The sequence below is a fragment of the Corynebacterium sp. Z-1 genome (genome assembly GCF_031844665.1).
GTDB lineage: Bacteria > Actinomycetota > Actinomycetes > Mycobacteriales > Mycobacteriaceae > Corynebacterium > Corynebacterium sanguinis.
The window spans coordinates 291609-306765 of sequence record NZ_CP134621.1; the positions used below are offsets into that span (position 1 = coordinate 291609).

Annotated in this window: 13 protein-coding genes; 6 read left to right on the plus strand and 7 right to left on the minus strand. The window is 64.2% G+C overall.

Annotation, left to right across the window (positions count from 1 at the left end; all coding sequences use genetic code 11):
• Window positions 1–9: 9 nt before the first annotated feature.
• From RIU96_RS01385 to hutI, 4 genes are all read left to right on the plus strand, one after another.
• Window positions 10–777, plus strand: a complete 768-nt coding sequence (locus RIU96_RS01385) for an Abi family protein (RefSeq protein WP_186366008.1) — start codon at window positions 10–12, stop codon at window positions 775–777.
• A gap of 116 nt (window positions 778–893) precedes the next feature.
• A complete protein-coding gene (gene hutH, locus RIU96_RS01390) occupies window positions 894–2447 on the plus strand; it encodes a histidine ammonia-lyase (RefSeq protein ID WP_144689775.1) in 1554 nt (517 codons plus the stop codon).
• A gap of 221 nt (window positions 2448–2668) precedes the next feature.
• Window positions 2669–4363 (plus strand): urocanate hydratase, encoded by a 1695-nt coding sequence (locus RIU96_RS01395; protein WP_311205057.1) that lies wholly within the window; start codon window positions 2669–2671, stop codon window positions 4361–4363.
• Between the two features lie 10 nt (window positions 4364–4373).
• Window positions 4374–5558 (plus strand): imidazolonepropionase, encoded by a 1185-nt coding sequence (hutI, locus tag RIU96_RS01400; protein ID WP_311205058.1) that lies wholly within the window; start codon window positions 4374–4376, stop codon window positions 5556–5558.
• Window positions 5559–5561: 3 nt separating this feature from the next.
• Here hutI and RIU96_RS01405 read toward each other — a convergent pair whose 3' ends face one another.
• The 6 genes from RIU96_RS01405 to RIU96_RS01430 all read right to left on the minus strand — a co-directional run bounded on the left by RIU96_RS01405 (window position 5562) and on the right by RIU96_RS01430 (window position 11740).
• Window positions 5562–6677, minus strand: a complete 1116-nt coding sequence (locus tag RIU96_RS01405; protein WP_259788016.1) for an ABC transporter ATP-binding protein — start codon at window positions 6675–6677, stop codon at window positions 5562–5564.
• Window positions 6678–6690: 13 nt separating this feature from the next.
• Window positions 6691–7998, minus strand: coding sequence for an ABC transporter substrate-binding protein (locus RIU96_RS01410; protein WP_259788015.1), 1308 nt, complete (start codon window positions 7996–7998; stop codon window positions 6691–6693).
• A 28-nt stretch (window positions 7999–8026) separates the two neighbouring features.
• Window positions 8027–8953, minus strand: a complete 927-nt coding sequence (locus RIU96_RS01415) for a carbohydrate ABC transporter permease (RefSeq protein WP_083789528.1) — start codon at window positions 8951–8953, stop codon at window positions 8027–8029.
• On the minus strand, window positions 8954–9913 hold the full coding sequence (locus RIU96_RS01420; protein WP_136651308.1) for a carbohydrate ABC transporter permease: 960 nt from the start codon (window positions 9911–9913) through the stop codon (window positions 8954–8956).
• 78 nt (window positions 9914–9991) lie between these two features.
• Window positions 9992–10912: a DUF5926 family protein gene (locus tag RIU96_RS01425; protein ID WP_136651309.1), complete on the minus strand. Its 921-nt coding sequence runs from the start codon at window positions 10910–10912 to the stop codon at window positions 9992–9994.
• A 21-nt stretch (window positions 10913–10933) separates the two neighbouring features.
• Window positions 10934–11740 (minus strand): glycerophosphodiester phosphodiesterase, encoded by an 807-nt coding sequence (locus tag RIU96_RS01430; protein ID WP_311205059.1) that lies wholly within the window; start codon window positions 11738–11740, stop codon window positions 10934–10936.
• Window positions 11741–11830: 90 nt separating this feature from the next.
• Here RIU96_RS01430 and RIU96_RS01435 point away from each other — a divergent pair, with 90 nt between their 5' ends.
• On the plus strand, window positions 11831–13765 hold the full coding sequence (locus tag RIU96_RS01435; protein WP_259793147.1) for an alpha/beta-hydrolase family protein: 1935 nt from the start codon (window positions 11831–11833) through the stop codon (window positions 13763–13765).
• On the opposite strand, the gene msrA is transcribed toward RIU96_RS01435, so the two are convergent.
• Entirely contained in the window at window positions 13762–14403 is a 642-nt protein-coding gene (gene msrA, locus RIU96_RS01440) for a peptide-methionine (S)-S-oxide reductase MsrA (RefSeq protein WP_144823462.1), read from the minus strand. The genes RIU96_RS01435 and msrA overlap by 4 nt on opposite strands.
• 124 nt (window positions 14404–14527) lie before the next feature.
• Between msrA and RIU96_RS01445 the strand changes: the two genes are divergently transcribed.
• A complete protein-coding gene (locus RIU96_RS01445) occupies window positions 14528–15130 on the plus strand; it encodes a superoxide dismutase (RefSeq protein ID WP_006840378.1) in 603 nt (200 codons plus the stop codon).
• Window positions 15131–15157: the final 27 nt, after the last annotated feature.

Consider the following 15157-nt stretch of genomic DNA (forward strand, 5'->3'; position numbering starts at 1 on the left):
ACTTTTCGGTTGATTAAAATCGAATGGGTGTCGGAGGACCGTCTGACACCATACATCGATAGAACTTGGGGTTGTCCGGATCGGGCACGCGAGCTCTACGAGCTAGACCGCCGACTCAGCGCACTATTATTCGAGGCGATTTCGTATATAGAAGTTGCCCTGCGAAACTCGATTAATGCTTATTTAACCGAGACGTATGGCGATGATTGGTACACGCAGGTCGAAGTTGGTTTCGACAATCGAGTACGAGCGAACATCACCGAATCCTGGGAGAGTTTACCTAAGAGATTCACTTCGGTAAACGCGGATCGGAACAGGAAATTGGGCGGCCGGGTTGTTGCTGCGTCAATGTTCCGAACCTGGACAAACATGCTGGATAAGGGAGACGTCTCGGCGCTTCCCGCTCCGTTCGATCGGGCTGACCACGATAGAATCTGGGACGCTATGGCCCTAAATCGCGTGTTTCCCGGAGCACGGCAAATTGCGCGGCAACAAGATCCCGATTTCGAGCATCACGGCCTTACTCGCCAGTGGGTCTACACGAAAGTATTTCCGGTAAGGCAAATAAGAAACAGAATTGCTCACCACGAATCCTTAACCCCGAAAGGCGTTCCAATTACAGGGACGAATACCCGGCTGACTCCGCGCGAATGCCATCACGCTTGTCTCGAACTCGGTGCCATGATTGACCGAGACCTGCGTTCTTTCCTGGAAAATCTTGCAGTCACTAATGCTCTGAATGAGCTGGATTCCTTCACCGGATCGCTGCAAACGTAGACCCAACCCCGAGCACCCGCTACACTATCCCTCGTCGCGTCTGGCTGTCGCGCGTTGAACTATCCCGCGCCCTGCTTAGAGGGCGGGTTTCCCACGCAATCATAAAGAGGACAGCCATGACCACCACTTACCCCTCCACCGTGACCGTCGGCATCGGCGCGCTGACCATCGATGAGGTCGTCGCCGTCGCCCGCTATGGCGCGACAGTTGAGGTCGACCCCGCCGCGTTGACAGAGGTCGCCGCCACGCGCGATCGCATCGAGGAGCTCGCAAACGACCCCACCCCCGTCTACGGTATTTCCACCGGCTTCGGCGCGTTGGCGCGGCGCCACATCCCCGAGGCGATGCGCGCCCAGCTGCAGCTTTCGCTCGTCCGCTCCCACGCCGCCGGCTCCGGGCCCGAGGTCGAGCAGGAAGTCATCCGCGCGCTGATGCTGCTGCGCCTGTCCACCCTGTGCACGGGCCGCACCGGGGTGCGCCCGGTCGTCGTCGAAACGTACGCGGCCGTGCTCAACGCGGGCATCACCCCGGTCGTGCGCGAGTATGGCTCCCTGGGTTGCTCGGGCGACCTCGCACCCCTGGCCCACTGCGCGCTGGCCTTGCTCGGCGAGGGCGAGGTGCGTGTCGACGGCGGCGCTATCACCCCTGCCGCCGACGCGCTTTCCGCCGCCGGGATCGAGCCGCTCGCCCTGCGGGAGAAGGAGGGGTTGGCGCTGATCAACGGCACCGACGGCATGCTCGGACAGCTCTGCCTGGCCATCACGGATCTGCGCGAGGCCGCCAAGGTCGCCGATATCGCCACCGCGATGACGGTCGAGGGGCTCACCGGCACGCTGACCGTATTCGCCGACGACCTGCAAAAACTGCGCCCGCACCCGGGTCAGGCCGACTCGGCCGCCAACATCCGCACGATTGCCCAGGGCTCGGAGATCCTCGGGGCGGCGGCGGCCGAGTTCAAGCAGAAGCAGGTCCAGGACGCCTACTCGGTGCGCTGCGCCCCGCAGGTCGCGGGCGGCTTCCGCGACACCATCGCGCACGCCGAGCTGGTGGCCGGCCGCGAGCTCGCCTCGGCCGTGGACAACCCTGTCGTGGCACTCGACGGCCGGGTCAGCTCCAACGGCAACTTCCACGGCGCGCCCGTGGCCTACGCGCTCGACTTTTTGGCGATTGTCGCCGCCGATCTGGCGTCGATAAGCGAGCGCCGCACGGACCGCTTCTTGGATACCGCCCGCAACCGCGGCCTTAACGCCTTCCTGGCCGACGACCCAGGCGTCGATTCCGGGCACATGATCGCGCAGTACACGCAGGCAGGCATCGTCAGCGAGCTCAAGCGCAACGCGAACCCGGCGTCGGCGGATTCGATCCCGTCGTCGGCAATGCAGGAGGATCACGTCTCGCTCGGCTGGTCGGCGGCGCGCAAGCTGCGCCGCAGCGTCGATGGGCTGCAGCGCGTGCTCGCGATCGAGATCCTCACCGCGGCGCGCGCGATCGAGATGCGCGGAGCCGCCCCCGCTTCGGGCACGAAGGCCGCGATTGACGTGCTACGCGAACGTGTCGACGGCCCCGGCACCGACCGCTACCTCTCCCCCGAGATCGAGTACTCGGTGGCCCTGGTGAAGGACGGATCCTACGTCGAGGCGGTGGAAGCGGCCGTCGGCACGCTGCGCTAACCCGCCCAGCACTGGGCTAGGTGTCTCGTATACGAGACACCTAGCCCATTTTTGGCCTTAAAACCGCCTGGTGCGCCCACTACCGTCGAGCCAAGACATGACCCATGTCACGTACATCCGCAACGCGATTCGCTGATAAGCGGCGGGGACAGCCCCGGGACACCGGCCCAACGCACCCAGGCGAACTGTTGCGATGTTGCCACGCACAGAAGGGAAGCACGATGAGCGAAAAGAACTGGGCCGAGGGCGCACGTGAGGTGCGCGCGCCGCGCGGCACCGACATCTCCGCCAAGAGTTGGCAGACCGAAGCGCCGCTGCGCATGCTGCACAATAACCTCGACCCCGAAGTCGCGGAGCACCCCGACACCCTCGTCGTATACGGCGGAACCGGGCGCGCCGCGCGCAGCTGGGAGGCGTTTGATGCGATCGTCGATACGCTGCGCGAGCTTGAGCCCGACGAGACGCTGCTGGTGCAGTCCGGCAAGCCCGTTGGCGTGTGGCGGACCAACGAGTGGGCCCCGCGCGTGCTCATCGCCAACTCCAACCTCGTCGGCGACTGGGCCAACTGGGAGCACTTCCGCGCACTCGAGGACGAGGGTCTGATGATGTACGGCCAGATGACCGCCGGTTCCTGGATCTACATCGCCACCCAGGGCATCCTGCAGGGCACCTTTGAAACCTTCTACGCGGTGGCGAAGAAGCTTTACGACGGCACGCTGGCCGGCACTCTGACGCTCACCGGCGGCTGCGGCGGCATGGGCGGGGCGCAGCCGCTCGCCGTCACCCTCAACGGCGGCGTCTGCCTCATCGTTGATGTCGACGAGTCCCGCCTGCGCCGCCGCCAGGAAAAACGCTACCTCGATACCGTCACCACCGATTTGGATGAGGCGATCCGCCTGGTCACCGAGGCCAAGAAAGAGCGGCGCGCATTGTCCGTCGGTCTCGTCGGCAACGCCGCCGAGGTCTTCCCCGAGATGCTGCGCCGCCACCGCGCCGGCGAGCTGAGCGTGGATATTGTCACCGACCAGACCTCCGCCCACGACCCGCTGGCGTACCTGCCCACCGAGATCACCGTCGACGAGTGGCACGCCGAGGCCGCCGCCGATCCCACCACCTTTACCAAGAAGGCGCGCGAGGCGATGGCCACCCAGGTCCAGGCGATGGTGGAGTTTCAAGACGAAGGGGCCGAGGTGTTCGACTACGGCAACTCGATCCGTGACGAGGCCCGCAAGGCCGGTTACACCCGCGCCTTCGAGTTCCCCGGCTTCGTGCCTGCCTATATCCGCCCGCTGTTCTGCGAGGGCCTCGGCCCCTTCCGCTGGGTGGCACTCTCCGGCGACCCGGAGGACATCAAGGTCACCGACCAGGCCATCAAGGAGGCCTTCCCCGACAACGAGCACCTGCACCACTGGCTTGACGCTGCCGAGGAGTACGTCGAGTTCGAGGGCCTTCCCGCGCGCATCTGCTGGCTCGGCTACGGCGAGCGCGCCAAGGCCGGGGTGATCTTTAACAACCTGGTCAAGGAGGGCAAGGTCAAAGCGCCGATCGTCATCGGCCGCGACCACCTCGATTCCGGCTCGGTGGCCTCGCCCTACCGCGAGACCGAGGCGATGTTGGATGGCACCGACGCCGTGGCCGACTGGCCGCTGCTCAACGCCATGACCGCCGTCGCCGGCGGGGCGACCTGGGTGTCCATCCACCACGGCGGTGGCGTGGGCATGGGCCGCTCCATCCACACCGGCCAAGTCACGGTGGCCGACGGCACGCAGCTCGCCGAGGCGAAGCTGAAGGCTGTGCTCACCAACGACCCGGGCATGGGCGTGATCCGCCACGTTGATGCCGGCTACACCCGCGCACACGAGGTGGCCGAAGAGCGCGGCGTGCGCATCCCGATGAAGTTCACGGCACGCGACTAGGGTGCGCACCATGGCTACCCTCCTTACCGGAATCTCGGAGCTGCGCACCGTCTCTGAGCTCGGCACGCTTCACGACGCCGCCCTTCTCACCCGCGGCGGTCTCATCGAGTGGGTCGGCCCCGCTGACCAGGCCCCGCCCGCCGACGAGACAGTCGACCTCGGCGGGCGCGCGGTGCTACCCGGTTGGGTGGATTCCCATACCCACATGGTCTTCGACGGCAACCGCGCGGACGAGTTCGAGGCCCGCATGGCGGGAAAGTCCTACGCCGCCGGCGGCATCGCGGTAACCATGGAGGCCACCCGACAGGCGAGCACGGCGCGTCTCGACGCCCTGGTGGCCGAGCGCGTCGCCGCAGGCCACGCCGGTGGAACCACCAGCTTCGAGACGAAAACCGGCTACGGCCTCGACGTCGCCTCCGAGGCCGAGGCCGCGAAGGTGGCCGCGCGCCACGTCGGCGACGTCACCTTCCTCGGCGCGCATCTCGTCCCGCCAGGTGCCGACCCGGAGACCTACGTCGGCGAAGTCGTCGGCCCCATGCTCGAAGCGGTGCGCGAACACGTGCAGTGGATCGACGTGTTCTGCGAGCGCGGCGCGTTCACCGAGGCGCAGTCGCGCCGCGTGCTCGAGGCCGGCCGTGCCGCGGGCCTGGGCCTGCGCGTGCACGGCAACCAGCTCGGCGAGGGCCCGGGCGTGCGCCTGGCAGTGGAGCTCGGCGCGGCCAGCGTCGACCACGTCAACCACCTCACCGAGTCCGACATCGAGCTGCTCGCCGGCTCGGAGACGGTGGCAACCATCCTGCCCGCCTGCGACTTGTCCACCCGCGAAAAGCTCGCGCCTGCGCGCACGCTTCTCGACGCCGGCGTGACCGTCGCCATCGCCTCCAACTTGAACCCCGGCACCTCGTACACCTCGGCGATGAACTTCTGCGTCACTACCGCCGTGCTGCAGCAGCGCTTGAGCCTCGACGAGGCGATCGAGGCCGCCACCACCGGCGGTGCGAAAGCGCTGTGGCGCAATGACGTCGGCGGCGGCAAGGACCCATCAGGCCGCCCCGCCAAAGGCACCCTGGTGCCCGGCGCGGCAGCGGACCTGCACGTTCTGAACACCACGAGCGCAATCGACCTCGCCTACCGCCCCGGTATGCCGCTGACGTGGCAGACGTGGGTGGGGGGTGATTTGGTGTTCAGCGCCTAGGGCTCAGAGGTAGTCGTAGTTGATCTCGGTCTCTGGGTGGAAGAACAACGCCCCGCCTGCCGCAGGCCGGAGATAGATTGTGTCCCCCTTCTCAATCTCAACCCCGCGCGGGACCTCCACGGTGATATTTTCGCCGCGCACGCTCACGCCAGCATCCGCAGCACAGGTCCCGTAAACGTACTGTTGCGCGCCGAGGTGCTCGATAATGTTAACCACGACCGGCACTGCCCGGCCCGCAGCGCCGGCACCTACTCCAACAATCTCCCAATTCTCTGGGCGCACACCGACTAGCACATTCGCCTCATTGATCTTGGACGCGATCGCGCTCGGGATGTTGTACTGCACGCTTCCAATGGTCGCGGTCGCGTTGTTGACCTCGACGGCGTCGATAAGCGTAATGGCCGGTGTGCCAATGAAACCGGCCACGAAGGAATTGCCGGGGTTGGTGTACAGGGTGCGCGGAGTATCAACCTGCTGGACCACGCCCTGCTTGAGCACGCACACACGATCGCCCATCGTCATCGCTTCCGTTTGATCGTGAGTGACGTATACGGTTGTGGTTCCCAGGCTGCGCTGCAGCTCTAGGATCTGTGCTCGCGTGGACACACGCAACTTCGCATCCAAGTTGCTCAAGGGCTCGTCCATGAGGAATACCTTGGGCTGGCGCACAATCGCGCGACCCATTGCCACTCGCTGTCGCTGACCGCCAGACATCGCCGCGGGCTTCTTGTCAAGCAGGTCCTCGAGTTCGAGCATGCGAGCCGCGAACGCGACGCGTTCTCCGATGACTGCCCGATCCACTTTCGCGTTCTTCAACGCAAAGGCCATGTTCTGGCGTGCGGTCATATTCGGGTAAAGAGCATAGGATTGGAAAACCATGGCGACGTCGCGGTCACGCGGTTGAGTCCGCGCGACATCCTCTCCGTCGATCAGAATCTCGCCCTCGTCGACTGGTTCAAGACCTGCGAGCATCCTCAGTGTCGTTGACTTGCCGCAACCGGAGGGGCCGACCAGAACCAAGAATTCCCCGTCAGCAATTTCGAGGTTGATACGGTTTGCAGCGGGTGGCCGCTCCGGATCGAAGATCCGCGAGGCCTGCCGAAAAACTACTGTCGCCATGGTATTTCCCTTGTTAGAGCTTCGGCTCGATGTCGCGCTTGACGACTTGCTCGGTTTCTTTGTTCAGCTCGTCAAAGACCGTCTCGACGTCCTCGTTGCCGATGGTGATGCGGTCCAACGCCGCTCCAATGCGCTGGCCGCCGCCAGGAACAAAGACGCGGGCGTAGTCCTGGGGCTGGGTGTTTTCCCCGAGCTGCTCAATCGCGGTGCGCGCATTCGGGTTTTCGTTCAGGAATTGCTCCTCACGCGGGTTGGTGACCGCATCCTTGCGCACGGGCATGTACCCGGTCGCCTGCGAGAAGGTGATCGTGTTCTCCTCGTTGGTCATGAAGTCCGCAAACTTCACCGCGTTGGCTTTGCGTTCATCGGAGATACCGTTCGGGATTGCCAGGCCAGCACCACCAGTTGCCGCAGACGGGCTGGGGCCAGGAAGGAACGTCGTGATAAACGGGACCGTGGCGGACTTGTTCAGCCCCCCTAGCGAGCCGGTGGACTGGAGCAAGCCCGAGACGTTGCCGTTGCCGAAAGCAACGGTCGGATCTGTCGAAATTTCCACGTGGCCCTTTCGCACCTGATCCTGCAGGAACTTGCCAGCCTCAATCGTCCCTGGCGAGGTAAACGTCGGCGTCCACTCATCCGAGTACGCACCGTCGAATGCCCAGACCATGCCCTGGAAGTACCAGTCCAAGTAGTTCGAGCCATCCGGGATCGTCAGCGCAGGCTTGTTCAGATCAGCCTTGATTTTTTGCGCCCACTTATCGAACTCCTGCCAGGTTTCGGGGCCACGGTCCGTGGGCAGACCTGCGGCCTGAAGATCGTCGGTGTTCCAGTACATCAAGTTCGTCGAGCGCGCGTAGGGCACGCCGTAGTGCTTGCCGTTGTACTCGTAGTCGTCGCGAAGCGTATCCACGTAGGACTCGGCGTCAATGTTGTTTTCCTGCCACAGATCTTCCAGCGGGGTCGTCGCCTCGTTGAGCGCGAAGTTGAACCAGGTGACATCGGACGCGACAACGACGTCCGGAAGGTCGCCACCCGCGAGAGCGGCGTTGAAGCGCTGAGCAACTTCCTCGTAGTTGGAGCCCGCCGTCACGAGCTCGACGTCGAGGTCGGGATTCTGTTTCTCAAACTCTTCAATAAAAGCGAGCTCCGTGTCGCGAGAAGAACCCGGGTGGTTCGACCAGAAGGTGATGGTAGAGGGGTCGCCTTCCTGGCCAGCAGAACCAGCGGACATACTGCCTCCGGCGCAGGCGGTCAATCCCGCAGTGGCGACAAGCGCCATGCCGAGCCCGATGAGGCGTGATCGAAGTGGTGTGCGTGACATGTGAACTCCTTGTTCGTGTTGGTGAGGGCTAACCTTTAACGGCGCCCGCTGTGAGGCCCTTGATCATCTGTCTCTGTAGGACGAGGAAGATGATGATCATGGGCAAGGTGGTCAGGACCGTTCCCGCCATCACAGGCGCCCAGTTCGTCAGACCTTCCGCGTCCTGCAGACGCGTCAGCCCGACAGGCAGCGTGGCTGCCCGTGGGGTATCCGTGATGAGGAACGGCCACAGGTACTGGTTCCATTCGGTGACGACTGTGATCAGGACGAACGCCGAGAGGGTCGGCCATGACAACGGCAACACCACCCGGAACATGGTGGTGAAGAAGTTCGCCCCGTCCATCTTGGATGCTTCGAGGATCTCCCTCGGCAACGATTGGAAGTGGTTGCGCATCAAGAACGCGCCGAAGGCTACGCCCGCCAGCGGCACAATGACGCCGAGGTACGAATCGCGCCAGCCCAGGGAGGCCACCAGCGCGTAGTTGGAGATGATGGTGATCTCGTTCGGCACCATGAGAGCCGCGATGACCAGCAGGAAGAGCAGGTCGCGGCCAGGGAAGCGAAGGAAGGCGAAAGCGTAGGCCGACATCACCCCGAGAATGACCTCAACGACAGTGAGCACGAGGGTGATAATCACCGAGTTACGCAGGTACTGCGCGAAGCCCGAGCTTTGCCACACATAAGAGTAATTCTCGGGTGCAACCGGATCGGGCCAGAATGTGATCGGGTCGGAGTACACGTCCTGGAACGTCTTGAAGCTCGTCACCACGATGAAGTACAGGGGGACGAGAATCAAGAGCACGGCGACTGCGAGCACGATGTAGCCGAAGACACGCAAGGCGAGATTGGGGGTAGAGGACGATCCTGGCGAGTGCCGAACCGGTTCACCCACGCCTTGGGTACCGGGAACCGGGGGCAGTTCGTGCCCTCCGAGGGGCTGCACCACGTGCGACATCTACCTCTCCATCCTTTGCTGGATCTTCAACTGCAGCACCGTAATGGCGAGCACCGCCAGGAACATGATCGTGGCGATCGCCGCTCCGTAGCCGGCCCTGTTATTGATGAAGGTCTCCTGGTACACCTGGTACACCATCGTCGACGTTCCGTATCCGAACGGGCCACCGTTGGTCATCGCGCTGATGATGTCGAATACCTGGAAGGAGTTCAGAAGAACGGTGATAAGCAGGAAAAATGTTGTCCCCCGCAGCTGCGGGGCGATCACCCTGAAAAAGTGCCGCACTGGAGGGGTGCCGTCGATTTCGGAAGCCTCATCCAAATCCTTGCGCCGAGCTTGCAGCGCAGCGAGGTAAATGACGAACGTATATCCCGTGTTTTTCCAAATGTAGGTCGTGGTGACCATAAACAGAGCCCAATTGGAGTTCTGGTAAAAATTCGGCACCGGCAACCCGAAGATCCCGAGCACGTACTGAATGAGCCCGTAGCTCGGGTCAAAAACGAACTGGAAGGCGACACCGATTGCCGCACCGGAGATCACATAGGGGGCGAAGACTGTCGATCGAGCTGCCGAACGCCCGAATAGCTTCTGGTCCAGCAACAGTGCCAACGTTAGGCCGAGCACCATCGAGCCCACGACCGCAGAAAAAGTGAAGACGGCAGTATTGAAAACAACTCGACCTGTCTCCGGCGCCTGGAACCATTGGATGTAGTTGTCCAACCCAACGAAATTCATGGTCGGCGACGCGATGTTCCAGTTAAAGAACGACACCCGGATGTTGTCCACCAGTGGGCGGTAGGTGAAGAGGATCAGCAGAATGAGGTTGGGACCAATGAGCAAGGCAGCAAGTCCAACTTGCTTCCAGTCGGTCCGCGCGGAATTGCGTTGCCGCGATGCCCCCGCACCCACCGGGCGGGGGACGTCGTTGACTGCCGGAATAGCCGCGCCCCTCGAGGTCATGACGTGCAGCGTATGGGGCAACGCTGAACGGTTAGTTCATTCCAGCGAAAGACTTGGTGAACAGGCGGTAACGAGGGACTAGATTGTCACCTGCCGCGACTTGATGTTGTCCAGCTGCTTGCGCTCGTCGGCGCTGAGCTGGGCGTCATTGTCGTACTCGGCAGCGATCTTCGTCTCCAGCTCCTGGAGCGCACCGGCGTAGGAGGCCACATCGACGGCCGGGTCGACATCCCACACCGGCACGACCACGCCGTGGGTGCGAAACGCCCCGGCGAACTTGCTTCCCTCGCCGACGGTGAGCTCCCCGCGCGCGGCGATGCGCGCCAGGGCAGACAAGATCTGGTTTTCGTTGTCGTCGGTGCGCACCCAGCGGATGTGGCCCTTGCCGCCGCCCGGGTTAACCCACCAGATTGAGCCCGGCACGTCCGCCTTGACCTGGGTCGATGGGATAACTGCGTCGTTGGCGCGCGACAGGGCCTGCTGCACCTCGGCCGGTATGTTTGCTCCCTTGGGGAACCACCAGGTGAAGTCCTGGTGTTCGGTGATGGTGGGCGTGGTCGAGGCGTCGATAAGCGATGAAAGCTCAGGTTGGGTGCCGTCGGCGACCGTCGACTGCAGCGACTCGCCCGGCTCAGCGCTCAAGACCCAGTTCAGCGCGTAGGCGAGATCGCGGCCGGGGTTCTGCGAGTGGGAGCCGACCTGCAGCGCCACGAAACGCTCGCCGCCCTCGGATTCGGCGCGGCGCAGCGCGGCCCCCGCCCCGGGCAGCACCGTCACAACGTTGACGGTCTCGCCGGCGACCTCGAGGGCCGCCACCGCGGAGGGGACGAACTCCTGAAGCGCAATCAAGTCCGCCTCCGCGGCCAATCCGGCGTACGGGCGGGGGTCTTTTTGCAGCGCCTCGCGCTCGGCGGCACGCGCGGCGAGCTTCGCCTGCCTGCGGCTCATCCCTTCCGGCAAATTCTCAGGGGTCGCTTTCTTGCGGTTCTTCTTAGCCATGGGGCCCAATGCTACCGGGGGCTAGCTCGTTGAGGACTGCGAAACCGGTGCAACGGTGCCGCGGGAAAGAGTCTCCACAGCCAGGTGCGGCAGATCGGTGGCGAAGACGTCGACGCCGTTGTCGCGGCACCACAGCATCTGCTTCGGCAGGTTCACCGTCCACGTGTAGGTTTTCAGCCCCTTGAAGCCCAACAGCTCCGGCTTGGCCTGCAGGTGCGCGAGCGCCGGGCCGACGCCGTATGGGCGTGAGAGCATGTGGTTTTTCTTGTTCCACTTCTTCTCGCGCAGACGGAAGAGGTAGTAGGTTTCAAGTTCCGGGGCGAACTCGGTGAAGTAGCGCATCGCCCGGTGGGAAAACGAAATTAGGTGCACGCGCTCGGATTCGCGCAGGCCCGCGTAGTGCAGGCCGCGCAGCGTCTGCTCGTCGACCTCGGGCCCGTAGCGGGTGGGGTGCTTCGTTTCCACGTAGATGTGCTTGTCGGGGTAGTCCTGCATGAGCTCGAGCAGCTCGGCAAGCCGCATGATGCGCTGCGGGTTGTCCGGCGTGCCCGCGTTGAGGGTGCGCAGCTCCGACCAGTCGGTGGCCGACACCCTGCCCCGCCCGTTGGTGGTGCGGCTCAAAATCGGGTCGTGGAAGACAACCAGCTGCCCGTCGCGGGTGAGCCGGACGTCGCACTCGATGCCGTGGATCGGCAGGCGTAACGCCTCGTCGAAGGCCTGGAACGTCTGCTCCGGGTAGAGCCCCGATGCGCCGCGGTGCGCGACGATTCCGGGGTCGTTGCTGGTCTCACGCTCTCGAGCTGCGTTACTGCTCGTCAGGATGGTCACGTCTGTTTAACCTACAACCGCTTGGCCAATTGCGCGACCGGAGCGAAGTCCGTCCTGCGAGATGTAGCTCTTTTTGCAACAATGCTGGTTATGCAATCGCCTCTGAAGCGCCTGCCGCGCTTCCCCCTCGCAGCCGTCCTCCGCAACCGTGCTGCGGACGCACCGACGCTTGATGAAGCGATCGAAAACGCTAAGCAGCGCTACAAGTTTCAACGTCACGGCATCCTGGCCGCGCCGTTGATGGTGGTGGAGGTCTGGGCCGATCTCACCCCCGGCCTGCGACTGCGGGGGTTGCGCCGCCTACCTAAAAACTTCGGCCCCGGCGTTTTGGGCGCGGAAATAGCGACCTGGGGTGCGATTTCACCGTCGCTTCTGCCCCACCGTTGGTGGGCGGTAGCGGCCAACGTCGCGATCTGCCAGGGCGTGGGCCACATCGCGGGCAACGTGGTCAATCAGACCGTCGCGCGCGGTGTGCGCTCGAGTGGGATTGTGCGCGACGAGCGCGTCGGAAAGTGGTCGAACACCGCGCTGCACTGGGGGATGAGCGCGGTGACTGTCGTTACATTCATCCAATCGGCGCGGCGCCACGTTAAGCAGGTCGATTTGGTGGGCGGCGAGGACGAGTTCAGCGTCGCAGAGTCCTTCGTCGGGATCACGCTGGGCACGCTCGGTTACGGGGTACTGCTCGCCACGGGCGAGGCGCTGCAATCAATCGTCGATACCGCGGCTGAGCTTCTGGGCCGGCGCCTGCCGCCGGTGACGTCGTGGCCGCTGGCGATCATCGCCGCCGGAACGGTCGTGGGCGTGTTCACCGACAGGCTCGTCGTGCGCCGCTTCCTCTCGCGCGCGTACAAGAGTGCCGAGGAGCTCGACCGCCAGTTCATGCAGGGCGCGGATCGGCCGACCGAGCCGGAGCGTTCGGGCTCGCCGCATTCTGAGGAGCGTTGGGCGACGATGGGCCGCCAGGGCCGCGCGGTGGTCGCCGGCGGGCCCCGCAAACGTGATATCGCAAGGATCATGGGGTCTGCCACCGCCGAACCGATCCGCATCTTCATCGGGCTTGACGACGGCCGCTCCTACGACGACATGGTAGCCGCGGCGCTGCGCGAGCTGGACCGCACCGACGCATGGTCGCGCACCCACCTCGCCGTGATGTCGGCGGCAGGGACGGGCTGGATCAACGACTTTCTCACCTCCGGGTTCGAGTTCGTCGGCCGCGGCGACACCGCGATCGTGGCCATGCAGTACTCCTACCTGCCCTCCGCCTACTCCTACCTCGCGGACCGCGACTCCCCCGTGCGCTCATCGCGCCTGCTTATCGACGCCATTCGCAAACGCTTGGGGGAACTTCCCGAAGACTCGCGCCCGAAGCTCTACGTCGCAGGCGAGTCCCTGGGCGCCTACGGCGTCACCGACGCCTTCGACACCATCGACGAGTTCCTCGACGGTGTCGCCGGTGGCGTGTTCACCGGCGTACCGGGATTCTCGCGCAGCCACAGAGAACTGACCGAGAACCGCGACGCTTCAAGCCCGCAGCGCCTCCCCATCGTCGACGGCGGTCGCCACATCCGGTTCGCCGCGCACCCGAGCCACATCCGCCACGACTTCGAGGGCAAGCCTTTTGCCAACGAGTGGGAAGAGCCGCGGGCCGTGTTTGCGCAGCACGCCTCCGACCCGGTGGTGTGGTGGGATTGGAAGCTGATCTACCAGGTGCCGGACTGGCTGAAAGAGCCCGGCTCCCGCGGAGTCGAGGCCCCCCGCGCGCAGCGCCTCGACGTTCCCGCCACGCTGCGCTGGGCGCCGTTTATCACGTTCTGGCAGGTCGGGATGGACCAGCTGGCCTCAAAGGACTACCCCTCGCCACACGGGCATAACTACCACGATGAGACGCTGGCCTACTGGGCGGCGGTGATGGACGTCGACCAGCCGGAGGATACCCTCGAAGACGCCGCGAGCTGGATCCACAGGGACGCCACCAAGCTGCGCCGCCCACCGGGCGGGTTTCCCAACCGCCACGGGTACTAAATGCCGCAGGCGATTCCCGTGGAGTGGTGCGGGCAGTAACCGCCCGGCACCTTGTGCAGGTACTGCTGGTGGTCGTCCTCGGCGAGGTAGTAGTCGGCGCCAGAGCGCACCTCGGTGGTGATCGGCCCCAGGCCCGCCTGGGCAAGCTGCTCGCCGTACTGGTCCACCCAGCCGCGGATCAGCTCGGCCTCCTCCTCGGTGTCGGTGTAGAAGGCGGAGCGGTACTGGGTGCCCACGTCGTTGCCCTGGCGAAAGCCCTGGGTGGGGTCGTGGGCCTCGAGCCCGGCGCGGACGAGCTCCTTGAGTGTGATGCGCTGCGGGTCGTAGACCACCTCGACCAGCTCGGTGTGGTTGGTTCCTCCGGAGCAGACCTCGCGGTAGGTCGGGTTCGGCGTCACCCCACCGCCGTAACCGACGGAGGTGGATTCGACACCATCTAGCTGCCAGTACATTTTTTCCACGCCCCAGAAACAGCCCAGTCCGATGAGCAGCCTCTTTTGCCCCTCGCGCCAGGGGCCCGTAATCGGGGTGCCCAACACAGCGTGGGGTCGGGGCCGGGCCAGCACCGGCTCCTCCCGCCCGGGCAGGGCGTTGCTCGGATCGACGAGTTCAGGTGTGCGTCCAAAAAGAAATCCCATACCCGAGCCAACGTGGCCGGTCGCGGGAATGTTCCCTGAGCATGCAACCCGGGGACACGTCCCCAGGATTTTCCCTATCATGGGATGCGGACCATAAAAACAACCGAAAGGAATTTGAGGAATCATGGCTGTTTACGAGCTTCCTGACCTGCCCTACGCTTACGACGCGCTGGAGCCCCACATCTCCGCCGAGATCATGGAGCTTCACCACTCCAAGCACCACGCCAACTACGTCAAGGGTGCCAACGCTGCCCTCGAGGCACTCGAGGCTGAGCGGGGCGGTGAGGCTAACCCGGATACCCTGCGCGCCCTGACCAAGAACCTGGCGTTTAACCTGGGTGGCCACACCAACCACTCCATCTTCTGGAAGAACATGGCGCCGAACGCCGGTGGCGCGCCGACCGGTGAGGTCGCCGAGGCCATCAACCGCGATTTCGGCTCCTTCGAAAAGTTCCAGGCGCACTTCGAGGGCATCGCTAACGGCCTGCAGGGCTCCGGCTGGGCTGTGCTCGGCTACGATCACATCGCTGGTCGCCTTATCATCCAGCAGATGACTGACCAGCAGGGCAACATCTCGGTTGACTTCACCCCGCTGCTCATGCTCGACATGTGGGAGCACGCCTTCTACCTGCAGTACAAGAACGTCAAGGCGGACTACGTCAAGGCGTTCTGGAACGTCGTCAACTGGGCGGACGTCAACGAGCGTTACGCGGCTGCTGCCAAGTAAGCACGCTCGCTCGAGTTTTAGGCCCCC